At 71.5% G+C, this 24,004-nt stretch carries 23 protein-coding genes; 11 read left to right on the top strand and 12 right to left on the bottom strand.

The features are described from left to right. Positions 1 to 11: 11 nt before the first annotated feature. Entirely contained in the window at positions 12 to 815 is an 804-nt protein-coding gene (locus J3A75_RS13015; RefSeq protein ID WP_012318702.1) for a class II aldolase/adducin family protein, read from the top strand. A 223-nt stretch (positions 816 to 1,038) separates the two neighbouring features. Here the strand turns inward: J3A75_RS13015 and J3A75_RS13010 are convergent, their stop codons facing one another. Further along, positions 1,039 to 1,938, bottom strand: a complete 900-nt coding sequence (locus tag J3A75_RS13010) for a LysR family transcriptional regulator (RefSeq protein ID WP_012318701.1) — start codon at positions 1,936 to 1,938, stop codon at positions 1,039 to 1,041. Positions 1,939 to 2,080: 142 nt separating this feature from the next. On the opposite strand from J3A75_RS13010, the gene J3A75_RS13005 reads away from it, so the two are divergent. After that, on the top strand, positions 2,081 to 4,243 hold the full coding sequence (locus tag J3A75_RS13005) for a malate synthase G (protein WP_070999271.1): 2,163 nt from the start codon (positions 2,081 to 2,083) through the stop codon (positions 4,241 to 4,243). Positions 4,244 to 4,520: 277 nt separating this feature from the next. Here the strand turns inward: J3A75_RS13005 and flhB are convergent, their stop codons facing one another. From flhB to fliN, 3 genes are all read right to left on the bottom strand, one after another. Then, positions 4,521 to 5,582 (bottom strand): flagellar biosynthesis protein FlhB, encoded by a 1,062-nt coding sequence (gene flhB, locus J3A75_RS13000; protein ID WP_024830398.1) that lies wholly within the window; start codon positions 5,580 to 5,582, stop codon positions 4,521 to 4,523. Between the two features lie 104 nt (positions 5,583 to 5,686). Beyond that, positions 5,687 to 6,715 carry a flagellar motor switch protein FliG gene (locus tag J3A75_RS12995; protein ID WP_012318698.1) on the bottom strand — a complete coding sequence of 343 codons (1,029 nt, stop codon included), beginning with the start codon at positions 6,713 to 6,715 and terminating at the stop codon, positions 5,687 to 5,689. Positions 6,716 to 6,728: 13 nt separating this feature from the next. Continuing rightward, on the bottom strand, positions 6,729 to 7,121 hold the full coding sequence (gene fliN, locus J3A75_RS12990) for a flagellar motor switch protein FliN (RefSeq protein ID WP_012318697.1): 393 nt from the start codon (positions 7,119 to 7,121) through the stop codon (positions 6,729 to 6,731). A 12-nt stretch (positions 7,122 to 7,133) separates the two neighbouring features. Between fliN and J3A75_RS12985 the strand changes: the two genes are divergently transcribed. The 4 genes from J3A75_RS12985 to J3A75_RS12970 are packed head-to-tail and all read left to right on the top strand — an operon-like array spanning position 7,134 to position 10,486. After that, positions 7,134 to 7,274 carry a hypothetical protein gene (locus tag J3A75_RS12985; protein ID WP_164891281.1) on the top strand — a complete coding sequence of 47 codons (141 nt, stop codon included), beginning with the start codon at positions 7,134 to 7,136 and terminating at the stop codon, positions 7,272 to 7,274. Continuing rightward, positions 7,271 to 8,518: a chemotaxis protein gene (locus tag J3A75_RS12980; protein ID WP_012318661.1), complete on the top strand. Its 1,248-nt coding sequence runs from the start codon at positions 7,271 to 7,273 to the stop codon at positions 8,516 to 8,518. The genes J3A75_RS12985 and J3A75_RS12980 overlap by 4 nt, the downstream gene beginning before the upstream one ends. Next, a complete protein-coding gene (locus J3A75_RS12975; RefSeq protein ID WP_012318660.1) occupies positions 8,515 to 9,981 on the top strand; it encodes a flagellar hook-length control protein FliK in 1,467 nt (488 codons plus the stop codon). Before J3A75_RS12980 ends, J3A75_RS12975 begins: the two co-directional genes overlap by 4 nt. Then, positions 9,941 to 10,486, top strand: a complete 546-nt coding sequence (locus J3A75_RS12970) for a transglycosylase SLT domain-containing protein (RefSeq protein ID WP_012318659.1) — start codon at positions 9,941 to 9,943, stop codon at positions 10,484 to 10,486. Before J3A75_RS12975 ends, J3A75_RS12970 begins: the two co-directional genes overlap by 41 nt. A gap of 276 nt (positions 10,487 to 10,762) precedes the next feature. Here the strand turns inward: J3A75_RS12970 and J3A75_RS12965 are convergent, their stop codons facing one another. After that, on the bottom strand, positions 10,763 to 11,170 hold the full coding sequence (locus J3A75_RS12965; protein WP_012318657.1) for a hypothetical protein: 408 nt from the start codon (positions 11,168 to 11,170) through the stop codon (positions 10,763 to 10,765). A gap of 198 nt (positions 11,171 to 11,368) precedes the next feature. Beyond that, positions 11,369 to 11,560 (bottom strand): hypothetical protein, encoded by a 192-nt coding sequence (locus J3A75_RS12960; protein WP_012318656.1) that lies wholly within the window; start codon positions 11,558 to 11,560, stop codon positions 11,369 to 11,371. An 87-nt stretch (positions 11,561 to 11,647) separates the two neighbouring features. Here J3A75_RS12960 and J3A75_RS12955 point away from each other — a divergent pair, with 87 nt between their 5' ends. After that, positions 11,648 to 11,920 carry a hypothetical protein gene (locus tag J3A75_RS12955; RefSeq protein WP_209650275.1) on the top strand — a complete coding sequence of 91 codons (273 nt, stop codon included), beginning with the start codon at positions 11,648 to 11,650 and terminating at the stop codon, positions 11,918 to 11,920. A gap of 54 nt (positions 11,921 to 11,974) precedes the next feature. On the opposite strand, the gene J3A75_RS12950 is transcribed toward J3A75_RS12955, so the two are convergent. Together J3A75_RS12950 and J3A75_RS12945 are read right to left on the bottom strand one after the other, a co-directional pair. Next, positions 11,975 to 12,601 carry a cell wall hydrolase gene (locus J3A75_RS12950; RefSeq protein ID WP_012318654.1) on the bottom strand — a complete coding sequence of 209 codons (627 nt, stop codon included), beginning with the start codon at positions 12,599 to 12,601 and terminating at the stop codon, positions 11,975 to 11,977. A 135-nt stretch (positions 12,602 to 12,736) separates the two neighbouring features. After that, entirely contained in the window at positions 12,737 to 13,063 is a 327-nt protein-coding gene (locus tag J3A75_RS12945; RefSeq protein WP_012318653.1) for a DMT family transporter, read from the bottom strand. A gap of 337 nt (positions 13,064 to 13,400) precedes the next feature. Here J3A75_RS12945 and J3A75_RS12940 point away from each other — a divergent pair, with 337 nt between their 5' ends. Further along, positions 13,401 to 14,633, top strand: coding sequence for a serine hydrolase domain-containing protein (locus J3A75_RS12940; protein ID WP_070999253.1), 1,233 nt, complete (start codon positions 13,401 to 13,403; stop codon positions 14,631 to 14,633). Positions 14,634 to 14,727: 94 nt separating this feature from the next. Here J3A75_RS12940 and J3A75_RS12935 read toward each other — a convergent pair whose 3' ends face one another. Further along, positions 14,728 to 16,149: a DUF4105 domain-containing protein gene (locus tag J3A75_RS12935; RefSeq protein WP_012318651.1), complete on the bottom strand. Its 1,422-nt coding sequence runs from the start codon at positions 16,147 to 16,149 to the stop codon at positions 14,728 to 14,730. A 616-nt stretch (positions 16,150 to 16,765) separates the two neighbouring features. Here J3A75_RS12935 and J3A75_RS12930 point away from each other — a divergent pair. Then, positions 16,766 to 17,194: a MucR family transcriptional regulator gene (locus J3A75_RS12930; RefSeq protein WP_012318650.1), complete on the top strand. Its 429-nt coding sequence runs from the start codon at positions 16,766 to 16,768 to the stop codon at positions 17,192 to 17,194. Positions 17,195 to 17,407: 213 nt separating this feature from the next. Here the strand turns inward: J3A75_RS12930 and J3A75_RS12925 are convergent, their stop codons facing one another. Beyond that, positions 17,408 to 18,361 (bottom strand): PAS domain-containing protein, encoded by a 954-nt coding sequence (locus tag J3A75_RS12925; RefSeq protein ID WP_274852333.1) that lies wholly within the window; start codon positions 18,359 to 18,361, stop codon positions 17,408 to 17,410. 758 nt (positions 18,362 to 19,119) lie between these two features. Here J3A75_RS12925 and J3A75_RS12920 point away from each other — a divergent pair. Both J3A75_RS12920 and J3A75_RS12915 read left to right on the top strand, forming a co-directional pair. Further along, entirely contained in the window at positions 19,120 to 20,055 is a 936-nt protein-coding gene (locus J3A75_RS12920) for a sugar kinase (protein WP_012318648.1), read from the top strand. 110 nt (positions 20,056 to 20,165) lie between these two features. Further along, a complete protein-coding gene (locus J3A75_RS12915) occupies positions 20,166 to 20,963 on the top strand; it encodes a DUF502 domain-containing protein (RefSeq protein ID WP_012318647.1) in 798 nt (265 codons plus the stop codon). Positions 20,964 to 21,094: 131 nt separating this feature from the next. Here the strand turns inward: J3A75_RS12915 and J3A75_RS12910 are convergent, their stop codons facing one another. Further along, positions 21,095 to 21,418, bottom strand: a complete 324-nt coding sequence (locus J3A75_RS12910) for a hypothetical protein (RefSeq protein ID WP_012318646.1) — start codon at positions 21,416 to 21,418, stop codon at positions 21,095 to 21,097. A gap of 297 nt (positions 21,419 to 21,715) precedes the next feature. Next, positions 21,716 to 23,929, bottom strand: a complete 2,214-nt coding sequence (gene recG / locus J3A75_RS12905; protein ID WP_024830419.1) for an ATP-dependent DNA helicase RecG — start codon at positions 23,927 to 23,929, stop codon at positions 21,716 to 21,718. Positions 23,930 to 24,004: the final 75 nt, after the last annotated feature.

Genomic DNA, 24,004 nt, shown 5'->3' with positions numbered 1-24,004 from the left:
GGAGCCGTCGCATGAGCGCAGCCACACCGTCGATCGTCGCGGACCGGGATACGGACCCCGCCGATCACGCCGCGACCCGCGCGATGCGCGTCGACCTCGCGGCCGCCTACCGGCTGATCCATCGGCTGGGCCTCGACGACAGCATCTACACCCACATCTCGGCGCGGCTGCCGGGCGGCGGGCACCGGTTCCTGATCAACCCCTACGGGATGCGCTTCGAGGAGGTGACGCCGGAGAACCTCGTCACCGTCGACATCGACGGGAAGGTGCTCGAGGACCCGATGGGGCTCGGCATCAACCCGGCCGGGTTCACGATCCACAGCGCCATCCACGCCGCGCGCCACGACGCGATCTGCGTGCTGCACACCCACACGGTGGCGGGCGTCGCGGTCTCCTGCCAGGAGGAGGGGCTCCTGCCCCTGAACCAGTGGTCGATGCAGTTCACGGGGCGCGTCGCCTACCACGCCTACGAGGGCATCGCCCTCGACCTCGACGAGCGGCAGCGGCTGGTGGCCGATCTCGGCGACAAGCCCGTGATGGTGCTGCGCAATCACGGCCTGCTGACCTGCGGCCGCACGGTCGGCGAGGCGTTCCGGCTGATGCACAACATGGAGCGCTCGTGCCGGGCGCAGCTGGCGATCCAGGCGGCGGGCGCGCCGGTGATCCGGCCCTCCTCCGCCATCGCCACCAAGACCGCCGGGCAGTACGCTGCCGGCTACGACCGCGTCGTGGTCCAGGGAGCGCCCGACAACGAGTGGGCGGCGTTCAAGCGGATGCTGGCGCGGACGGATCCGGATTTCTTCGCGAATGGGTGAGGGCGGAACGGTCGCCGGCTGACCAGTTCGGTCGATGCGCCGCTCTCCGTCATCGCGAGCGCAGTGAAGTGACCCCGGGCAGCGCGATTCCGGCCAGCCGGCGCTGCTGGATTGCTTCGCTCCGCTCGCAAGGACGGCGGTGCCGCTCTCATCGACCGGAGAGGGTAGGAGACGCCTATCGGGTGCTCCCTCTCTGCAGGAGCGAGACGCCGCAGCACGCGCCTCACCCCTCCGCCCAGGCCCCGCTCGACCGGTAGGCCTGCTTGAGGAACGCGATGAAGGCCCGCGTCTTGGCCGGCACGAAGGCCCGGCTCGGGTAGACCGCGAAGATGCCCGCCGAGGCCGCCGCCGCGTAGGCCGGCAGCACCACCTCCAGCAGGCCGTCGCGGAGCTCCGCGTGCACGTCCCAGGTGGAGCGCAGCGCGATCCCGAGGCCGCCGATCACGGCCTCGCGCACCACTTCGTTGGAATGGGTGCGCAGCGGCCCCGACGCGCCGACCGTGCAGGGGCCCTCCGGCCCGACCAGCCGCCAGGGATTCTGGTTCTCGGTGGCGAGGCAGACATGGCCGCGCAGGTCCTCGAGGCTCTGCGGCCGCCCGGCCGCGTCGAGGTAGCTCGGCCGCGCGCAGAGGACCCGCTGCACCGGCGCGAGGCGCACCGCCGTCAGCCCGGAACTCTCCAGCGCGCCGACCCGGATCGCGAGATCGTAGCCGCGCTCGACGATCGACTCGAAATCGTCGCTCAGCTCCAGGTTCAGCACGATGCCGGGATGGAGGGCGAAGAAGGCCCTCAGGTGCGGGACGATGTGCAGGCGCCCGAAGGAGCTCGGCGCCGTGACCCGGAGCGTCCCCCGGGCCCGCGTCGCCGTCTGCGACACGAGGCTCTCGGCCTCCGCGATGGCGTCGACGATCGGGGCGATCCGCTCGAAGAAGGCCGCCCCGACATCCGTCGGCGCCACGCGCCGCGTGGTGCGATGCAGCAGACGCACGGCGAGGCGTTCCTCCAGCCGCTTCAGCCGCTTCGAGACCACCGCAACCGACAGGCCGAGTTCCGAACCGGCCTGAGTGAGGCTGCCGGTGCGGACCACCCGGGCAAAGATCTCGAGGTCGCTCTGGTCGCGCATTCTCAACGCTGCGGAAAAAATCAAATCCCTTTTGCCGCCTTTCTCGCGGATGCCAAGCGATCTATCGAGGGGAAATCAAAAAATTTTCACGGCGCGTTCGATTTTTTCTGACGCGCGGGCCCACGCATCCCAGAGGATCGCCATGTCGAATCTCGTCGTCGCCGAGGATCTCCGCACCTTCCTGTCCGAGGAGGCGCTGCCGGGGACCGGCCTCTCGGCCGACCAGTTCTGGTCGGGCTTCGCCGCGATCGTCCGCGATCTCGCACCGCACAACAGGGCGCTGCTCGACCGGCGGGACGGCCTCCAGGCGGACATCGATTCCTGGCACCGCGACCATCGCGGCGAGCCGCACGACCCGGTGGCCTACGCGGCCTACCTGACGCGGATCGGCTACCTGCAGCCGGAGCCCGCGACCGTGCGGGTGACCACCGAGAACGTGGACGCGGAGATCGCCGCGATCGCCGGGCCGCAGCTCGTGGTGCCGATCTCCAACGCCCGCTACGCGCTCAACGCCGCCAATGCCCGCTGGGGCAGCCTCTACGACGCCCTCTACGGCACCGACGCGATCCCGCAGGACGGCGACCGCGCGCCCGGCACCGGGTTCAACCCGGCCCGGGGCGCCGCGGTGGTGGCCCGGACCAAGGCGTTCCTCGACGCGATCGCGCCGCTCAGCGTCGGCTCCTGGGCGGATGCCGTGGGCTTCTCGGTGACGGACGGCCGCCTCGCCATCGACCTCGGCGCCGGCCGCAGCGCCGGCCTGACCGGCTCGGCCACCTTCGCGGGCTTCACCGGCGACGCCGCGGCGCCGACCGCGCTCCTGCTGCGCCACAACGGCCTGCATATCGAGATCGTCATCGACCGCGCGAGCCCGATCGGACGCACCGACCCAGCCGGCATCGCCGACGTGGTGCTGGAGGCCGCCCTCTCGACCATCATGGACATGGAGGATTCGGTGGCGGCCGTGGACTCGGCCGACAAGGTCGCGGTCTACCGGAGCTGGCTCGGCCTGATGCGCGGCGACCTCGTCGCCACCCTGTCCAAGGGCGGCCGCACGATCGAGCGGCGGCTCGCCGCGGACCGGACCTTCACGGCCCCCGACGGCGGGCGCCTGACCCTGCCGGGCCGGTCGCTGATGCTGGTCCGGCATGTCGGCCACCACATGTACACCGACGCGGTGACCCTCGACGGCGCCGAGATTCCCGAGACGATCCTCGACGCGGCGGTCACCGCGCTGATCGCCCTGCACGACCTGAAGGGCACCGGTCCGCTCCGCAACAGCCGGACCGGCTCGGTCTACATGGTCAAGCCCAAGCTGCACGGCCCCGACGAGGTCGCCTTCGCGGTCGAGCTGTTCGGCCGGGTCGAGGCACTGGTCGGACTCGCGCCGCGGACGCTCAAGATCGGCGTCATGGACGAGGAGCGGCGCACGACGCTGAACCTCAAGGCGGCGATCGCGGCGGCGGCGGACCGGCTGTTCTTCATCAACACGGGCTTCCTCGACCGGACCGGCGACGAGATCCACACCTCGCTGGAGGCCGGCCCCGTGGTCCGCAAGGACGCCATGAAGGCGACCGCCTGGATCAAGGCCTACGAGGACGGCAACGTCGATGCCGGCCTCGCCTGCGGCCTGCCGGGCCACGCCCAGATCGGCAAGGGCATGTGGGCCGCCCCCGACCGGATGGCCGCGATGCTCGACGCCAAGGGCGCCCACCCGGAGGCGGGCGCCAACACCGCCTGGGTGCCGTCGCCGACGGCCGCGACGCTCCACGCGCTCCACTACCATCAGGTGGATGTCCGCGCCCGCCAGGCGGCGCTCGCCGGCCGGGCGCCCGCGACCCGCGCCGCCATGCTGACCCTGCCGCTCGCCGCGGGCGCGCTCGCGCCGGAGGCGGTGCGGGAGGAGCTCGACAACAACTGCCAGGGAATCCTGGGCTACGTGGTCCGTTGGGTCGACCAGGGCGTCGGCTGCTCCAAGGTGCCGGACATCCACGAGGTCGGGCTGATGGAGGACCGCGCCACCCTGCGGATCTCCAGCCAGCACATCGCCAACTGGCTGCGCCACGGGATCGTGGATCGCGCGCAGGTCGCCGCCGCCCTGCGGCGGATGGCCGAAACCGTCGATCGCCAGAACGCCGGCGACCCGGCCTACCGGCCGATGGCCCCGGGCTTCGACGGGCCGGCCTTCCGCGCCGCCGAGGCCCTGGTCTTCGAGGGCGCCGGCCAGCCGAACGGCTACACCGAGTTCGTGCTGCACCGGTTCCGCCGGGAGGCGAAGCGCCTGGACGCCCCCGTTCGGGCGGCCTGAGGCCGCTCCCGGATCCCGGGCGCGCCCCGGGATCCGCCCCGGCGGGATCGCTGAGGCCTGCGCCCCGGCGGCCCGGCGAGCCAGTCGACGGCCTGCGAACTCCGCAATCCCGCGCAGCGGATCTGCGCGTGGAGCGGCATCGTGTCCGGCGCGTCGCCCTTCCGCCGCGTCCGGCCTCTGCTCCGCAGCCCTGTCGCGCAGGCCCGCCGAGGTCCGCAGCCCCTGCCGGCCGGGACGGGCCCGACCCGTCGACGACGTGCCGACACCGCCACGCCGGTCAGCGGCGTTTGCGCGTCATCACGTAGACCAGCAGGTTCGCCACCGCCCGGTAGAATTCCGCCGGGATCGCCTGGTTGATCTCGACATGGTCGTACATCGCCCGGGTGAGCGCCTTGTCGACGACGACCTCGATCCGGTGCTTCTCGGCGATCTCGCGGATGCGCAGGGCGATCAGGTCCGCCCCCTTGGCCAGCACCATCGGGGCATCGTTCTCGCTCTGGTCGTAGCGCAGCGCGATCGCGTAGTGCGTCGGGTTCGCCAGGATCATCGTGGCGCGGGGCACCGCCGCCATCATCTGCTTGCGCAGCCGGTCCTGCGCCAGCGAGCGCATCTTCGCCTTCACGAGCGGATCGCCCTCGAGCTGCTTGAACTCGTCCTTCACCTCCTGCCGCGACATCCGCAGATCGCGCTGCCAGCGCAGGCGGGTCCAGACCAGGTCGCCGGCGACCAGCGCGATCGTCGCGACGCTGACGGCCGAGACGAGGCGCACCGACAGGGTCAGCAGGAATTCGGGCAACCCGACTGGATCCACGAACATGACATTGACGATCTCGTGGCGGTCCGCGTGCAGGACCATGTAGGACATGCCGCCGATCGCGAAGAACTTGAACAGACTTTTCCCGAACTCGATGAATCCCTGCAGACTGAAGAGCCGATTCCAGCCGGTGACGGGGGAGATGCGGGACCATTTCGGCTGAATGCGATCGATCACGACGCGCGGTGCATTCTGGAAGATCGAGGCGGTGATGCCGGCCGCGAGGAGGATGATCAGGACCGGCAGCAGGAACCGGCCCATCTCCAGGGCGAGGGCGTGGACGAGGCGCATCGCGTCGTGGCGCGTCTCCACGCTGAAGTTGCGCGGCTGCTCCAGGATCAGCGCGAGCCTCTGGACGAAAGGCAGCCCCTGATCCCGCGCCAAGAAGACGAGGAAGATCAGCAATCCCAGGATGGAGGCGAAGACGGGCGCTTCCCGCGAGAACGGCGTGTTGCCCTCCGCGATCGCGTCGCTGATCTTCTTCTCGCTCGCCGCCTCGGTCTTGCTCTCCCTGTCCTCAGACATCGCGGCGGCCCGATCTCCGGCCGCCCACGGCACCGCGCCGACCGGCCCGGCGGGACGTGTCCGTCGGACCGGAACCTCGGAGCCGTCCTCGACCGGGGACGGCGCTAGCGGAAGTAGGTCTCATCCGAGTCGGCCGGGGTGAGTTCGATCTCGCCGCGCGCCGCCATCTCCAGCGCCTGGTCGGTGATCGCGCGACGCGCGTCGAGCACGTCCCGCTGCGGGGCAGGCTCGCCCCCCTCCAGCTCGTGCTCGACGAGGCGCCGGGCGCGGGCGGTCAGCGCGCTGAGCACGACGTTCCGCAACGGCCCGTTCGTGCCCTTCAGGGCGAGGATGACCTTCTCGTGCGGGACTTGGTCGAACAGCGTCGTCCGCGCCCGCGGCGTCATGTGGATGATGTCGTCGAAGGTGAAGAGCAGGCTCTTCAGGATCTCGGCCGATTTCGGCCGCGTCTGCGTGAGGTTGTCCAGGACCTCCTCCATGCTCTGGCGCTCCATCTTGTTGACGATGTCGGCCATGCGCGAATGGGTATCCGCCGCGGCATTGCGCGCCAGGTTGATCATGAAGTCCTCGTGGATCGTCTGCTCGATCATCTTCATGGTCGCGTCGACGATCGGCTTGAACGTCAGCATCCGCCGCATGATGCCGTTGCGCAGCGGGGCCGGCAGCTGCGCCATCACCTTGGCGGCGCAGGCCGGCTTGACCTTGGACAGCACCAGCGCCGCGGTCTGAGGGTGCTCCTTGATCAGGTAGCCCGCCAGGGCGGTCTCGGATCCGTTGGAGATGCGGTCCCAGATCGAGCGCTCCCCGCTGCCGAGCACGTCGGCCATGATGTCGGCGATCTGCTCGGGGGGCAGCACGCCCTCGAGCAGCTTCTCCATCTCTCGGGCGGTGCCGATCAGGTTCGCACCGTCGGCGAAGAACGCGGCCAGCTGCTCGACGATGACCTCGAGCTGCGGCCTCGGGACGGGCCCGAGCTGCGAGACCGCCCGGGTGATCTGCTTCAGCTCACCGGTGTCGAAGTACTTGACCAGTCGACTCGCCGAGCCCTTGTTCATCGCGATGAGGACGGCCGCGACTTCCTCGGCGGGCGTGAGAACCTTCCGACCAACCTTGGTCACGGAGCCTGCGGCCATGGTGTCCGCCCCGTCAGCCGTTGGCATCGGCCGCAGCGGGGCCGACGATCTCGGTCAGGGAGACGCCGAAGCGCGAGTTGTCATCCTCGACGACGACGACCTCGCCGCGGGCGATGACGCGGCCGTTGACCACGACGTCGACCGGTTCGCCGACGCGGTGATCCAGGGGTACGATCGCGCCGCGTCCCAGCTTCATCAGGTTGGAGACCGGCATCGTGGCCGAGCCGAGGACCACCTGCATCAGGACCGGGATCCGCAGGATCGAGTCGAGGTTCCGGCCGCTGCCCAGGCGCTCGTCGTGCACCCGCTGCCCTTCGGCCTGGGCCTCGATCCGCGTGAACAGGCTCTCGCTGTGACCGCCTCCCTGTCCGGACTCGGTACTCGGTTGTTCTGAGGGGGATGACATCAAGCGTCGTACATGCTCACCCGGGCCGGGATCGACGAAGCGCGGATCTGGCGCGTCGAGGGCGCCGCGGACCGGATGCCGCGCAACGCCGCGGATCCGAAGGCTCCGGAGAACCGCCGGATCGAGATCCTCCTGCAGGGATCTCCAGGATGAGCGTTTCCCGGATCGGCCGGATCGTCGCGGCCGCACTCGGCCTGCTCATCGCGGGGTCAGCCGGCCCCGTCGCCGCGGAGCCGGAGCCCGGCCCCCCGGCCGGCCCGGCCGCAGAGCCGCGGGCGCTGACCGGCGATCCGGTGCAGTGGGTGCGGACGCTCCAGTTGCTGCAGGACCGGGTCGCCGCCGGCTCCCTGGCCGCCCACGAGAGCCAGCCGCTCCTGATCGCCCGCATCAACGCGGATCTCCTGGCCGCCCCGCCCGAGATCTGGGGCCGCCGGAACAATCTCCGGTCCGCGATCACGTTCGCCCTGAGCGGCGGCGGTCCGGCGGTCCTGCGACGGCTGACGGCGCGGGACGGCCTCGGTGAGCCCGAAGCGACGCTCGCGCGCGGCGCGCTCGCCTATCTCGAGGGACGGGAGGCCGAGGCGAGGCGCCTGCTCCAGGATGTCGACACGACGGATCTGCCGCCGACGCTGGCGGGCGCCGTCGGCCTGACGCAGGCGTCGCTCGCCGTGACCGACCAGCCGGCCCGGGCGATCGGCCTGCTCGATCGCGTCCGGGTGCTGCTGCCGGGAACCCTGGCCGAGGAGGGCGCCCTGCGCCGCGAGATCTTCACCCTCGGTCAGATCGGCGACCTGAAGACGTTCGAGGCGCTGGCGATCCAGTACCTGCGCCGCTTCCCGCACTCGGTCTACGCGGGCAATTTCCGGCAGCGACTGGCCTATCAGTTGACGCAGTTCGATATCGGCCACGACGAGGGGCGCTTCGGGACCCTCAACAGGATCCTGAGCGAACTCCGGCCCGAGAGCCGGCGCGACCTGTATCTCCTGGTCGCCCAGACGGCGATCCAGGCCGGCAAGACGGCCGCGGCGCTTCGCGCCAGCGAGAAGGCTCTCGCACTCTGCGCCCCCGGAAGCGCGGAGGCGACCCAGGGCCAGCTCTACCGGGCGGCCGCCGAGATCGTGAACCTGGCGACGTTCCAGTCCGGTCTGCGAACGCTGCGGTCCCTGGACAGGGCCAAGCTCACGGCCCGCGACCAGCTCCTCCTCGAGACGGCCCTGTCGACGGCCGGGGCGATCGGACGCGGGCTCGCCGGCCGGTCCGGCCTGCCGGAGGCCGACAGCCTTTCGAAGCCGGCGCGGGCCGCGCGGGATCCCGCCGACGGGCCCGCGAGCCTGATCCCGAAGGCGCAGGCCACGATCGACCGGATCGATCTGATGCTCAGCAAGGCGACCCCGTGAACACGATCTCCGCCGCGGTCCAGAAACCCGCTCCCAGACCCGACCGGGACGTCGCACCGTCCCCGTATCCGGCGGGCGCCCTTCAGACCCTCCCGGATCCGGGGACGCAGAGCGCCTTCGATCTGGTAATGCGCGCCGCCTCGGGGCGTGCGACCGGGTCCCGCGCCGAGACCGACGCGGGCGAGCCGGGCGAGGCGGGCGAACCGGACGGCGCGACCGGGGAGGACTCGAGGGCCGAGGCAGGGGCATCACCCGGGACGCCGCAGCCTCCGGTCGATCCCGGCACCGCCGCCGCGGTGCTCGCCGAGATCCTGAGCACCGCCGTCCTGTCGACCGCTCCGGACGCTCCCCCGGGACCTGGGACCGATGCCCCGGGACCGGCCCCATCCGCCGCATCTCCCGCGGACCCCGACGCGGTCCCGGAGTTCACCCGGGTGGGGAACGGCCAGGCGGCCGGCCCGGGCAGCCTCCTCCAGGGCAGCCCCCCGAAGGTCGAGGTGCTCGACCGGGCGGTTCACTTCAGGCCCGTCCTCCCCGGTGCCGTCCGGCGCGCCCCCGCGGCCCCGGCCCCGGCAACGGTCCCGTTACCGGCCGCGGCGGACGCGCAGCTTCACCCCGGCCGCCCCGGATCGGCGGAGCCGGCCGCCGCCGCGCCCCGGACGGCGCGGATCGCGCTGGCCGACAAGGTCGCCGCCGCGGCGCCGAAGGCGATCGCGGCCCTCAAGGCCGATCCCGATCCCCGTCGCGGCGATGCGGTGACCCGCACCGCCGCGACGGGGATCGATGGGCCGGGGGACCCCGCGGCGCGCGAGGACAACCGTCCCCGCTCCGGCATCGCCGGGATTCTCCTCGCCTCGACCGGCCGCCAGGGGCCACCGAGCGGCCCCGTCCAGGGCGCGGGCAACGGGTCCGGGTCCGATCCGGGCCAACCCGCCGCCGCCCTGCCCACGATCGCGGCGGCCATCAAGGAGGAGATCGAGCGCGCGGCCGCGGCCGGGCCGGAGGGCCGCGTCAGCGCCGATCCGGCGATCCCCGCGGCTCCGGACGGGCCGCTGCGGGTTCTCAAGATCCAGCTTCGGCCGGAGAACCTCGGGATCGTCACGGTGGAATTGCGGCTCACCGACGGTCAGCTCGAGACCCATCTGCGCGCCTCGCGTCCCGAGACGGCGGCGATGCTGCATCGGGATTCGGCGATCCTCGCCGAACTGCTCAAGCAGGCCCATTACCGGGCCGAGATCACCGTCGGGCCGGTTCGCCCGACCGATGCCGGGTCTTCCGCAGGCGGATCGTCGTCACAGGGCCAACCCGCCTTCACCGACGGCGGTGCCCGGCCGGGCCACGGCGAGGACGGGCAGCGGCAGGCAGAGCGGCAGCGGGCGGAGCAGCGGCCGGCGATCAGCAGACGCGACGGGGAGCGGACGGATGAGACGGTACGTCCTCGCGACGGCGGCGTTTATCTGTAGCGCCGCCCCGGTCGCCGGGAACGTGTGCGAGGCCGAGATGGGCCGTGCCTCGGCCCGTTACGGCGTGCCCCTCGGCGTGCTCTACGCTGTCGGCCTCACGGAGACCGGCAAGCGCGGCTCCCTCCAGCCCTACGCCATGAACATCGAAGGGGCGGCCTATTTCGCGACCGGGCCCCAGGACGTGCTCGCCCACTTCACCGCGGCGCGCCGCCGGGGCGCGCGCCTGATCGATCTCGGCTGCATGCAGATCAACCACCACTATCACGGCGGCAAGTTCGCCTCGGTCGAGGCCATGATCGACCCGCGCGCGAACGTGGACTACGCGACGCAATTCCTCCGGGATCTGAAGCAGCGGGAGGGCAGCTGGACGATGGCCGTGGCGCGCTATCATGCCGGCCCGCACAACAACGCGGCGCAGAAGATCTACATCTGCCGGGTCGTGGCGAACATGGTCGCGACGGGTTTCGGCCAGTGGACGCCGGCCGCGGCGCATTTCTGCCGGTGATCGTCCAGGCCGGGCGCAGAATGCGGACCGGGGCGGGGCCAGGGAACCAACCGGAGGACCGGGGCCTTTCGGCACAGGCCCCGTCACCGGCCGGTCAGCGGACGGGGACGGCCGTCCCCGTCCGCTGACCGGCCTGGAGGAGCCGCATGTCCGACGCCTCAGACCCACCGGAGGGACCGCCCGGGAAAACGGTGCTGCTGGTCGTCCTCACCCTCACGGCCGTTGCCGCCGCCGCCTACGTCCTGATCCACATGGACTAGGTCGCCGGCGACGCCCCTACAGGGTCCGGCAATTCCCGTAACTGACCTTGACGTCGTTGCGGTCCTCGGGATTGAGCTGCGCCTCGACGAAGTTCATCTTGTTGAGATCGATCAGCAGGAAGTAGACGCCGTTCTGACACTTGATCGCGTTGCGCGGGGTGCGCTCGTTCAGCCGCGGCGAGGCCGTCTGGCACTCGTAGTAGTCGGAACGTCCGGCCGAGATCACGGTCAGCAGGCCGCCGCTGGAGACCAGCGAGAATGTCCGGGCCTTGTGGGGCTGCGGTGTCGCCCCTTCGGGTGCGGCGGCATCGAGACCGGTCGACGCCTCCACCGTACACGTCATCGGACGGCGCAGCTGGGAGACCGAGGGCGTGATGCTCAGCAGGAGGAGCGCACCAGCGAGTGCTACCCGTTTGGCGATCATCGGCGATGGATCCGTGATTCGTGGGTAGTTTCTACCCAGAAGCTAGGCCGTTATCCATCGTTGTAAATGCCGCCGGATCGGATCGATGGGCCGATCAACAGATTTGCCGCCCGCTCCATTGCACCGCCCGAAGGATTACGGATCAGGCCGGTTCAACCGTCGGGACCCGGTCCCACCGGAACGCCGGCGAAGCGGGTTCTAATCCTCCCGGACGTCCGGATTGTCGTTGGCGGCCGGGTCGGCGTCGCGCCGCGCCGCGATCTCCGTACCGATGTCCATGAGCAGCAACCGGGACAGGAGCTTCATCGTCGCCGTGCCGTGCGCGGCCACGAGTTGATGGGCCAGGATGGTCGCCTCCACCATGCGGTCAAAACCGTCGTCGTCGGACATGGCGGTGCAGTAACCTGGTTGAATGCCGAGCATACAACTTAAAGGTAAGGATCCGGTTCGACCGTCCGCGCAGAAACAGGATTCTCCATGATCCCGACCGTCCAGGCCGACGCGCTGCTGGGGAGACTGGCCGAGGCCCTGGGGCGCCCGGTCGAGATCTTCTTCACCGGGTGCGGGGACGCATCCGGGGACACATCCGGGGACGCGTCCCCGGAATGCGACGCGCTGCCGACGCTGGAGCTGCTCCGTCTGTGGGCTGCGCTGCGGGAGCCGGTGAGCCGGCAGCGGGTGCTGGCCGCCGCCCGGCAGGAGGCCCGAACCCTGCGGGCGGGCCGCGCCGAGGATGCCGCGGCCGGCTGACCGGCGCTCGCCGCCGGGATCCCGCGACGCGGCGAGCGACGCGGGCCGCCGCGATCAAGGGCTCGCGGCCGGCGGCGCGGGTACGGCCGCGAAGGTCAGGGCGGTCGCGGGAAGGGCGGGCGTGGCCGGCTTGTCCTGCTGCGCGGGCTTGTCCTGCTTCTCCAGCTTGGCCGTCCGCCTGTCGCGCTTCTCGTAGAAGGCGTTGCCGCCGGCGACGGCCACGTAGTGCATGTTCGTGTAGGGGAAGTGGTGGCCCGCGGTGTGGAAGAACATCGCCTTCCCGACCTTCGGGTGCCGCTCGCCGGCCAGGACGGCGTCGGCGGCGTCGGCGACCTTCTGGAGATCCTTCTCCTGCATCGGCTTGGTGAGGACGCCCGGCGCGAACTGTCCCGGCTGCCCGACCACCGCGCAGATGCCGCCCGGGAAGATCGCGTTCTCGAGCCGGTTCATGACCACGGTGCCGACGGCGACCAGCCCGTCGCTGTCGCTCCGGTTCGACTCGAAGTACATGGCGCGGCCGAGACAATCGCGCTCGGCGTCGCTGACGACCATCGGCGGCTTGCGGTCGGGGATCGATCCCGTCGTGAGCACCGGCGAGGCGGTGTTGCAGGCCCCCAGGCCCCCGGCCGCCGCCAGAACGATCAGTGCAGGACCGACCTTCGTCCTCTCGCTACCCTGCATGCATCCGCGCTCCGTGCTCCTCCAGCCTGACCCGCCGGGCGGTGTTCCGATCCGACCGGACGAAGGCCAAGCTTGACGGCACGTTCGCGGCGAGGATGTGGCGAGAGTGTCCCGTTTCGGGACCGACCCGGAGCCTCAGTGCTGGCCCTGGCCGGCGGCCAGGATGGTCACGCCCACGGCGATCACCCCGATGCCCACCAGCATCGTCGGGTTGATCGCCTCACCGTACAGCCACGCGCCGCCGACCGCCGCGCCGATCATGCCGATCCCCGACCAGATCGCGTAGACGACACCGATCGGCAGCATGTCCATGCTGGTCGACATCAGCCACAGGGCGGTGCCGTATCCGAGGGCCACGATCACCGTCGGCCCGGGGCGGGTGAGGCCCTCGGCGGCCTTGAGCGCCAGGGTGGCGGTCACCTCCGCGCCGATGGCGAGCCCGAGGATCAGGTACGGATTCATGGCACGGCGGACTTTCGGGCTGCGCGGGCTGGGTGAGTCGGGCGGTCGCGGCGTGTAGAACCAGGTTCGCGTCGGACGCCCGAGCGGACGGGGCGGCGCCGGGCCGGCCCGGATCCGCGTCGAAACGGCCGCGGGACGTCGGCGGCCGCCGGAGACAAGGCCACAGATCCGTGAACATTTCCGAACCGGCCCTCCGCCGCCGCGCCGGCGACCGGCCGGCCCCGTGCCAGGGCCGGTTGGGGCTTTCGTTAATGCCTCCTGATCATGGTGACCGCGCGCCGTCCCGCCCCGGGGCCGGCCGCGCGACCGCGACGATCCAGAGCGACACAGACCCAGCATGACCGCGTCCATGGCGATCCCGGATTCCCCGGCCCGCACACGCCGGGGCCGCCGCTGGGGCGCGATCACGGCAGCGGGCGGCGCGGCCGTCGTCGGCTGCGCCTGGACCGCCGCCGCGCTGATCAACGTCCCCGACCCCGTCACCCTGGCGGCGCTCGCGGTCATCGAGCCGTCGTCGGTGGGCACGTGGTTCCCGAGCCGGATCGTCCAGGCCCCGGCCCGGGCGAGCGACCTGCCGGTGCGGCCGCGCCCGATCCTCGACCGCGTCCCCTGGAAGGGGAAGACGGTCCCGCTGATGACGGTGCTGGGCGCGACCCACACCAACGCGTTCCTGGTGCTGCAGGACGGCGTCCTGATCCACGAATGGCAGCGCGCGGGCACCGGACCGGAGACGCTGTTTCCCTCGTGGTCGGTGGCGAAGTCCGTCGTCTCGCTGCTGGTCGGCGCCGCGGTGGCACGGGGCCAGCTCGCCGAGGCCGACCGGGTCTCCACGCTCCTGCCCGAGTTGCGGAACGGCGCGGTATTCGGTCAGATCACCGTGCGCAACCTCCTCGACATGGCGAGCGGGATCGCGGTGCCGGAGAACTACGATCCCCGGCACCCCCTGACCGGCACCGCCGGGATGTACCTGACGCGCGACCTCACGGCCTTCGTGCGCGACAACGCCCACCTGGCCTTCAAGCCCGGCACCAAGGGCCGCTACCGCAGCATCGACACCGAGCTGCTCGGCCTGATCCTCGCCCGGGTCGAGGGCAAGCCGCTGGCCGACATCCTCTCGGAGCGGATCTGGAAGCCGATGGGCGCCCAGGCCGACGCCACCTGGAACCTCGACCGGCCCGGCGGCATCGAGAAGGCGTTCTGCTGCATCAACGCGACGGCCCGCGACTTCGCCCGCCTCGGCCTGCTGGTGGCCGACCAGGGCCGGTCGGGCGAACACCGCATCATCCCGGGCCGCTGGATCGAGCGGATCATGACCCCGGCCCGGCGCGACGTCGACGGCTGGCAGTACTCGGCCCAGTGGTGGCACGCGCCGGGGGGCGAGGACGACGACATCTCGGCGATCGGCGTCTACGGCCAGTACATCTACGTCAATCGCGCGACCGGCACGGTGATCGTGAAGCTCAGCGACCACGGCGCCGAGCAGGACGAGGTCGACACGCTGGCGGTGATGCAGGCCATCGCGGGCGATCTCGCCGCCGGTCGCCCCGCCGCCGCCCGCAAGGACCCGTGAAGGAGCCGTGAAGGACCCGTGAAGGAGCCGTGAAGGACCCGTGAAGGACCCGTGAGCGGCGGGGGCCGCGGCCCGAGTCCCGACCGGGCCGCGCTCAGGCCTCTGTCGGACCGGCCCCCGGCACGGAGGATCGCCGGGCGATCGGGCTCAGGGACGCGAGGTCCCGCGCCCGCCAGTTGCGCAGGAGCCGCCAGCCGACCCGCTTCCAGGCGATCGACGGCACCGGCGAGGCCGGATCCACGAGGGCGCTCAGCGCCCGCGTGTAGTCGAGGACGAGACCCGGGGTCCAGGTCATGGACCGCGCCCCGTTGCGCAGGAAGGCCGCGGCCCAGAATTCCGGCGTGGTCAGCGCCGCCGCGAGCTGCCGCCAGGGATGGCCGCCGCGGCTGAACGCGCCCTCCACGGCGATGTCCAGCGCCCGCGCCACCGTGGTCGAGCAGTTGCGGCTGATGAAGTTGTAGGTGGTGTCGCGGCTGTACTGCGCCCAGAACGCCCGCAGCCGGGCGGCGTCGATGCCGTTCAGCGTCACCGCCACCGTGGCCGGGCACCAATCCGCCACCTCCGCGGCGTGCGAGGGCAGGAAGCGCCCGGGCACGTCGTTCTCCGGGCCCGCGCGCAGGCTCGAGCGCAGGTTGGCGGGGGAGCGGTCGATCTCCACGGCGGGGTAGTGGCTGACGTAGAGGTCGTCGCCCTGCTGCAGGGCCGCGTGGCCGGTGGAGAACCGCCCGGCCTTGTCGACGGAGGCGACGTAGCGCCGGATCAGCCGCTGGCCGGCCGGGGTGGTCGCCTGCCCGGTGGGCGTCCAGACATAGACCGTCAGGCTGCCGGGCTCGGTCGCGCCGGCGCCGGTCGCGGCGGCGGCCGGCTCGGCGGTGCCCAGGCGCCGGGTGCGCAGCCCGACCAGCGCGAGGTTGGCGCCGTTCAGGATCAGGAACATGCCGATGCAGTAGCCGACCGTGCCGGCGTACCAGGTCGGCCAGGGCTGGAGATGGAACAGGCCGAAGGCGATGCTGAGGCCGCCCAGGGCGACCGACATCCGCCAGCCGGCGAATTTCAGCAGGCCGGCGATCGTGATCCGGACGAGGCCGTCGACCACGAAGGCGACGCCGAAGATCATGGCGAGCAGGAAGGTGCTGTGCCGCGTGGCCATCATGATCAGCACGGCCATGACCGACAGCAGCGCGCCCTTGGCGAGGCGCAGGCGGCGCGCGGCGCCGACCGCGGACGCGCCGACGACGAGGGCGCTCACGCCCTCGGCCAGGAGGATCAGGCCGAACCACCGGTCCGGGACGTGGAGCGCGCCGTCGAGGGAATCGACCACCACCAGGAGGCCGAGCAACGACCACAGCAGGCCGGTGGCGACGATCAGGTGCCAGTGGCGGCGGACCGCGGCCCGGCCGACGAGCAGCATCCAGAGGGGCGCCATCCGGCCGCCGACCGCGTCCGCGGCGCCCGGTCCGGGCGCTTCGAGCGCGGAGAGCGCGCGCGGGATTGAGGTCGCACAGGGTCCGGACATAGGGGTCGCCCTCGAAAGCGCGCGTCGACGAGCCTCTCGCACGGATGCCGCCGTGCCGTCACGGCCGGAGAGAGGCTCCCGACACGCGAGCGTTTCGCGAAGCGCCCGGGGCGCACGATCCACGCCTTGCCTGAGAACTTTGTTAATCGCGGCCTGCTCCGGGCGCCAGCGCCCGCGGATAACCGCGACGGGGCCCGGAATCCCGCCGCGCGCCGCCCGACCGAAGGTCGGCAGGACCGCGACCCCATCGACCCGTAACGGGGCCACATCGGTGATCGGTCCCTGTCTCCGCCCCTGATTCGCGCCCCTGCAGCCTGTCATCGTGCGGCCGTTCGAAGTCATCGCCGACAGCCTGCCGGACCGGATGCCGAAACTGCGCAGAGTTTGCGACAGGCCGCGCGCGCAGCAACCTCATGTTGCCACACAAGAACAGAAAATGTTCAAAGAACATCCTAAGATAAACCGTAGACAAAATAGTCAGTTTTTGTATAGTTACGCGCCAATGTTGGCAGACTCGAAGCAGTTTGGTGCATGCTTGGGCGGTAACAGCTGATCAAGTCTCCAGCTTTATCGATGCACCGTTTTCCATGCCTCGACTCTCGGTACTGGGGGATCCATGAACACCATCGATTTGAACGAAAAGACCTCGGACCCGAACACAGACCTGATCAAGTGCACGGCATCACTGGTTGCGGCCTACGTGTCCCGGAATGCGGTGGGCGTGGGAGACCTGCCGGTTCTGATCGACCAAGTGCACACGGCGATATCGGTCCTGCAGGGCGGCGGTTCGGGATCCGGTCCGGGCTGGACCGGCCCGACGGCGGCGCAGATCGAGGCCTCGATCCAGCAGGACGGCCTGATCAGCTTCATCGACGGCCGGTCCTACAAGACTCTGAAGCGCCACCTCACCGCGCACGGCCTCACGCCGGAGCGGTACCGGGCGAAGTACGGCCTGCCGGCCGACTACCCGATGGTGGCACCGGGCTACGCCGCCAAGCGTTCGGAGATCGCCAAGGCGATCCAGCTCGGCCACAAGGCGGCCTGAGGAAGCCGGGCCGGCCCGCACCGCCCTGGATCGGCGGCCCCGTCCGGGCCGCCGCGCGACGCGGGCGCGGGATGCCCGACGGCGGATCACCCGATCCGCCGGTCCCGGTCTCCGCGCCGGAAGTGGGGGTCCCTCCGGGCCAGCGCGGAGACCGTCCTTGGCCCGGCAGGGCAGGGCGGATCCCGCGAAGCGCCCGTCGGCCGCGCGGGCCGCTCAGACCCGGGCGACCGCCACGGTCCCGTCGTCCATGGGAATGAAGCGGACGCCCGCCCGGCGCAGCGCCTCGACCGCGTGCAGGCGGGACCGGCTTCCCCGATGCTCGCTGTCCTCTTCCAGACGCCGCACCGTCGAATGCGACAGGCCGCTGGCCTGGGCGAGATCCATCATCGACCAGTCGAGGAGAGCCCGCGCGGCCCGCAGGTGGTGACCGGTCACGGAATGCGCCAGCCCCTCGTGCAGGCCGACCAGGGGCGGCGCGTGGTTGCGGACGGGGTACTTGAGCCCGCAGCGGCCCAGATAGGTCCCGTCCGGATCCCAGACCGGCATCGTGAGGATCCGGAAGTGCCAGAGCTCGCCGTTGGCGAGGCGCTCGTGGGCCGCTCCCTGGAAGAACGCCCGCCGCTCGATCTGCTCCTCGGCCGCCGCCCGGAAGGCCTCGCGCTCCTCCGGAACGATCAGGAGATACGGCTCGGCGCAGATCTCCTCCAGCGGGAGCCCGTGGACCTGGGCCACGGCGAACGGGATGTCCCGGACCCGGTCGAGCCCCATCGAGAAGGTCGCGATATGCTCGGTGAGGTAGAGCGCGCTCTGCCGGCGGCGCTCCTCCTGCCGCAGACGCGCCAGCTGCTCGCGGTCGCTCACGTCGAGCGCCGTGCCGTTGAGGGCGACGGGCCGCCCTTCCGCCGAGACGCGCACCTCCATCGTCAGCGAGAGGGTGCGCACCGTGCCGTTCGTCCGGATCACCCGGACGATGACCTCGCGCGGGACGTGCCCCTGCCGGATGTCGGCCAGCGCCGGCATCAGGTGCCGGTCCTCCGGATGGATCAGGCTCAGCAACAGGTCGTAGCGCGCCTTCGCGGCGTTCGGAACGAGCCCGAGCAGCCGGTAGAACCCGGGCGACCAGACCTGCTCCTCGCCCGCGAAGATCCAGCTCCAGGCACCGCTCACGCCTCGGCTTTCCGTGAGAGTCAGGAACTCTCCCGACGAGAAAGTCAGGGCGCTTAAAGCAGTGTGGAACATCTCGGCACCGATCGAACCGTATCACCGTTTCCGCCACTCGGCCATGAGAATTTTTCCAGCATAAAAATTCAAAATTCAGCCGAAATCTCTTACGATCAAGTCCAGATCCTCGTCGATCGGACGTGAGCTAGCCGCACGACATCTTTCGAGGACGTACGCGCCGGCGCGATCTGTTGCCGAGTCCGCGAATCTGCCGCTGCCGCGCTGTGGACCGAAGCTCCTGAGATCCTCGACCGGCCCCGCCCCGCGGCGCGTTCGGCACGCACCGCCATGACAGCAACGCGACGGTCTCCGGGTCGGCCACGACCGTTCTCGCGGCGGCCGTTCTCGGCTACATGGTGTTTCTGAAGTGTGATTTTCCGTTCCGGCTTTGAATCTATCTCCGAGAAACGCGCCGCAGGAGGCGGCTAACTTGTAAATTTCTAAAATTTGAGAATTCAATACGATTTGCATGGCGGATTATTGACATAAATACTTAAACGAATTGTCGAATTGCGGTATTTAATTCCAGAACACAGCGGAAATAAGCTATGAACATCGATCGGGCGGGCGGGCGCGCGGTTCGCAGATCGTCGAGCTCCGGAAGCCGGGCGCGCGACAGGACCGGCGAGACCGGGGCCTGTGGACGATTGACAGGTCGGTCCGAACAATGCGGGGAGACGGGGTCGCGCACCGGGAGGAACCGCATGAGGGTCGCCTGCATCGGCGAGTGCATGGTCGAACTGTCCGAACGCCCGGACGGGAATCTGGTCCGGGGCTTCGGCGGCGACACGCTGAACACCGCGCTCTATCTCGCGCGCCTCGGCGTCGCGGTGGATTACGTGACGGCGCTCGGCGACGACATCTGGAGCGACGAGATGGCGGCGGCCTGGGGCCGCGAGGGCATCGGCCTCGAGCGGGTCCGGCGCCTGCAGGGCCGGATGCCGGGCCTCTACATCATCCGCACGGATGCCGACGGCGAGCGCAGCTTCCACTACTGGCGCGACCGAGCCGCGGCCCGCGACCTCTTCACCGAGCCGGGCGCCGCCGAGACGGAGGCGGAGCTGGAGCGCTACGACCTCGTCTACCTGTCGGGCATCAGCCTCTCGCTCTACGGCGAGACCGGGCGCGCCGCCCTGTTCGAGACCCTGGCGCGCCTGCGGGACCGGGGCGGCCGGGTCGCCTTCGACACCAATTACCGCCCCCGCGGCTGGCCCGACCGGGACGAGGCCTGGGCGGCCTTCCGCGCGGCCCTGGCTCTGGCCGACGTGATCTTCGCCTCGGCGGAGGACCTGGACTGGCTCTTCGGCGCGGCGGGCGAGGACGAGGTGCTGCGCCACCGCGGCCGGGCCGAGATCGTGCTCAAGACCTCGGGCGCATCAGGCCCCGTCGCCCGGGTGCTGCACGGCCCGGCCGACACCGCCGTGCCGGCCGGGCGCGCCGCGCGGGTCGTCGACACGACGGCGGCGGGCGACAGCTTCGCGGCGGGCTACCTCGCGGCGCGCATCGCCGGGCTGGCGCCGGAAGCCGCCGCCGCCGAGGCGCACCGCCTGGCCGGGGCGGTGATCGGACATCGCGGCGCCGTGATTCCCCGGGACGCGATGCCGGCCCCGGCCGCCCGGCCGCCCGGCCCGGGCGCCTGAGGCCGTCCGGGCCGCCCTTGAGGCGGACAAGCGCAACCGCTACCTCTCTGCCAGCGGGGGACGGCCCCCGCAGCGTCATCGCCGCCCGTGGCGCGGCCGAGAGGGCACCCGTGGCGCCGATTCCCCCGCCGATCCAGGTTCCCGAGCCCGACGCCGCCGCGGCGGGCGGCGGCGCCCCGAAGACGCGGGTCAGCGCGCGCGGCCGGCTGCGCACCTATTTCCTCACCGGCATCATCGTCGCCGGCCCGCTGGCCATCACCGCCTACATCACGTGGTGGTTCATCGCGCTGATCGACTCGTTCGTGAAGCCGCTGGTGCCGGCGAGCTACCTGCCGGACCATTACCTGCCGTTCTCGATCCCGGGCCTCGGCCTCGTGATCGCGTTCCTGGCGGTGACGCTGCTGGGCTTCCTCACGGCGAACCTCGTCGGACGCTCGGTGATCGAGTTCGGCGAGGTGCTGCTGGCGCGGACTCCCGTGATCTCCGGCCTCTACAAGGGCCTGCGGCAGATCTTCGAGACGCTGTTCTCGGCCAACGGCACCTCGTTCCGCACGGTGGGGCTCGTGGAGTTCCCCGTGAAGGGCACGTGGTCGGTGGTGTTCCTGTCCGCCCCGGCGGCTCACGAGGTCGAGGGGGCGCTGCGGGCCCGGGGGGCGCCGGCGGACGACCTCGTCGGCGTCTTCCTGCCCTGCGCGCCCAATCCGACGACGGGCTTCTTCTTCTACCTGCCGCGCGCGGAGGTGGTGGAACTCGCCATCAGCGTCGACGACGCCGCCAAGCTGGTGATGTCGGCCGGGGTGATCCAGCCGGAGGACCCGCAGGGCCGCCTCAACGCCATGGCGGCCACCCTTCGGACGGCCCAGCAGGCCGGCGGTCCGGTGCCCCGGCGGGAGCCGCAGGACGCCTGAGGGCCGGGCTCGGAGCGCTCCATCGTCGCTCGCGACGCGCGGCCGGCCGCCCGGCAGCGGAGACCGACCACGAGAAAGGGCCGCCCCGCTCGCGCGGGACGGCCCCGGATGTTCAGGCTGCCTGAGCGGCTTCAGCGCTGCAGCGAGGCCGTCTGCGGCGCGATGGTCGGCGGCGTCGCCTGCGCGACCGTCACGGCGCTGCGGGGCGCCGTCGGGCCCCAGCCGGACGCGCATTGCAGGGTGAGGGCCAGCCCGAGGGCGATGCAGAGCCCGTTGGCGGCCAGCCAGAAGGGCCGGGACGCCCGGCGCACGGCGGCCTGCAGCTCGTCCGCGGTCTTGCCCGCCGCCTCGGCGGCGCGATCCGAGATCGGCAGGAGCCAGGGCTCGGTCGGCAGGGCGTGGGCACCGGCCATCTCGTGGGAGCCCGGCAGGCCTTGGAACAGTCCGTTCGACATGTCCGTCCTCCAGATTCGTCCGTGATGTCCCGGCTTACCGGGCCATTCGTTCATCTCCAGTTAAGGGAAGAATATGGCTGATGCAAGGTCACGAGGCCTGTCCGGCGCCTCCCGGACCGCCCGCCGAGCGCCGCCAAGCTTCGGCGCGATCTCGCCAAGCGTCTGAAAAAGCTCGTCTTTTCGGAACGCCTGTGACATTGCCGCATCGGAGTACGGATCCGGTCGCGCGGCGACGATTCCGGATCCGGCCGTTCAGGAAGGCCGGGCTTTCCTGAACGAAACCGTTCAGGAAGCCGTTCATCCGGCCCCGATCAGCCGGATCGCGGCCTCCCGCTCGAACAGGTAGAGCAGCACCCGCAGGGCCTGCCCCCGCGGGCTCCTGAGGCCGGGATCGCGCTCCACGATCAGCCGCGCGTCGTCGCGGGCCGCCTCCAGCAGGGCGGCGTCGCTCTCCAGCCGCGCCAGCCGGAACGCCGCCAGGCCGGATTGCCGGGTGCCGAGCACCTCGCCCTCGCCGCGCAGCTTCAGGTCGGCCTCGGCGATGCGGAAGCCGTCCTCGCTCGCGCGCATCATCTCCAGCCGGGCCCGGGACACCTGCCCGAGGGGGCCCCGGTAGAGCAGCAGGCACGAGGAGGCCTTCGAGCCGCGCCCGACCCGGCCGCGGAGCTGGTGCAGCTGCGCCAGCCCGAACCGCTCCGCGTGCTCGATCACCATGATGGTGGCTTCGGGCACGTCGACCCCGACCTCCACCACCGTGGTCGAGACCAGGAGCTTGGTCTCTCCGGCGGCGAACCGGGCCATGGCGGCATCCTTCTCGGGCCCCGGCATCTTGCCGTGGATCAGCCCGACCGCGTCGCCGAAGTGCTTCCGCAGGTCGTCGAAGCGCTCGGCCGCGGCGGCGAGGTCGACGAACTCCGATTCCTCCACCAGGGGGCAGATCCAGTAGACCCGCTCGCCGCCGGCGATCGCCCGGGCGAGGCCGGCCACGACCTCGTCGATCCGCTCAGTCGGCAGCGTGATCGTGCGGATCGGCTGCCGGCCGGCGGGCTTCTCGTCGAGGATCGAGACGTCCATGTCGCCGAAGAAGGTCAGCGCCAGGGTGCGGGGAATCGGCGTGGCGGTCATGACCAGGAAGTCCACCGCCTCGCCCTTGGCGCCGAGCGCCAGGCGCTGGTGGACGCCGAACCGGTGCTGCTCGTCGACGACCGCGAGGCCGAGGTCGCGGAACGCCACGGCCTCCTGGAACAGGGCGTGGGTGCCGACCAGGATGTCGATCTCGCCCGCGGCGAGGTCGGCGAGCGTGCTCTTGCGCTCCGCGGCCCGGTCGCGGCCGGTCATCAGGCGCAGGCGCAGGGGACCGGCCAGCGGTTTCAGCCGCTCGAAGTGCTGGCGGGCCAGGATCTCGGTGGGCGCCATCAGGGCGGCCTGACGCCCGGCCTCGACCGCCGAGGCCATGGCGAGCAAGGCCACCGCGGTCTTGCCCGAGCCGACATCGCCCTGGAGCAGGCGCAGCATCCGCCGGGGCGCCGCGAGGTCGGCGCGGATCTCCGCGACCGCCCGGGCCTGGGCGCCGGTCAGCGCGAAGGGGAGGGCGGCCTGGAGGCGGGCGCTCAGGGCCCCGTCGCCGGCATTGACGCGGCCGGCCTTGCGCCGCTGGCGGGCGCGCAGCAGGGCGAGCGCCAACTGCGAGGCGAGGAGCTCGTCGTAGGCCAGCCGCTTCCGGGACGGCGTCGCGGGCGGCGGCTGGAGGGGGTCCTCGGCCTTCGGGGGCGCCTCCTCGGGGCGGTGCTCGAGGCGGAGCGCGTCCGCGAAGGCCGGCAGGCGGTTCCGCTCCAGCCAGGCCGGGTCCTGCCATTCCGGCAGGATCGGCAGCCGGTCGAGGGCCACCACCGCGAGCTTGTTGATCGCCCGGGACGTCAGCCCCTCGGTGGCACCGTAGACCGGCTCGACGGCGGGCAGCTCGGCGAGCCCCGCCTCGTCCACGATCCGGGACGGGTGGACCATCTGGCGGGTGCCGTCCCAGAGGTCGATCCGGCCGGTGATGTAGCGGTGCGCCCCGAGCGGCAGCATCTTCTCCACCCGGGCGCGGGGCATGCCGAAGAAGACCAGCGAGATGTCGCCGGAGGCATCCTCCACCAGCACCCGGTGCGGGCGCCGGCCGGCGCCGACCTGGGCCGGGCGGTGCGCCACCACGGTGACGCCGATCGTCACCGGCTCGCCGGTGGGGGCCTCGCTGATCGAGCCCATCAGCTTCCGCGCCACGCCGCCCTGGGGCAGGTGGAACAGCAGGTCCACGACCCGGGCCTCGCGCTCGGGGGTCCCGAGCAGCCTCTCGATGAGCGGCGCCATCTTCGGCCCGATCCCCGGCAGGGCGCGGGCCGGCGCGAAGAGCGGATCGAGGATGCTCGGCCGCAGAGTCGGGGCGACGGCAGGCGCGGGGGCGGCCTCCGCCGCCTCGGCCGCGTCGGAATCCTTCAAGGCCGGGTCCTGAGTCGGGCGTGCATCTGTCATGGCGGTTCGGCGGACATGGTGCCGGAGGCGCCTTATCATCCGGTGCATCCCGGCGCGCCAGTGCGGCAGGATGGA

Origin of the sequence: Methylobacterium sp. PvP105 (assembly GCF_017876975.1) — a bacterium.
In the GTDB taxonomy this organism is placed as follows: domain Bacteria; phylum Pseudomonadota; class Alphaproteobacteria; order Rhizobiales; family Beijerinckiaceae; genus Methylobacterium; species Methylobacterium radiotolerans.
Note: the sequence above shows the minus strand (reverse complement) of the source record. Positions and strands in the feature narration are given on the sequence as shown.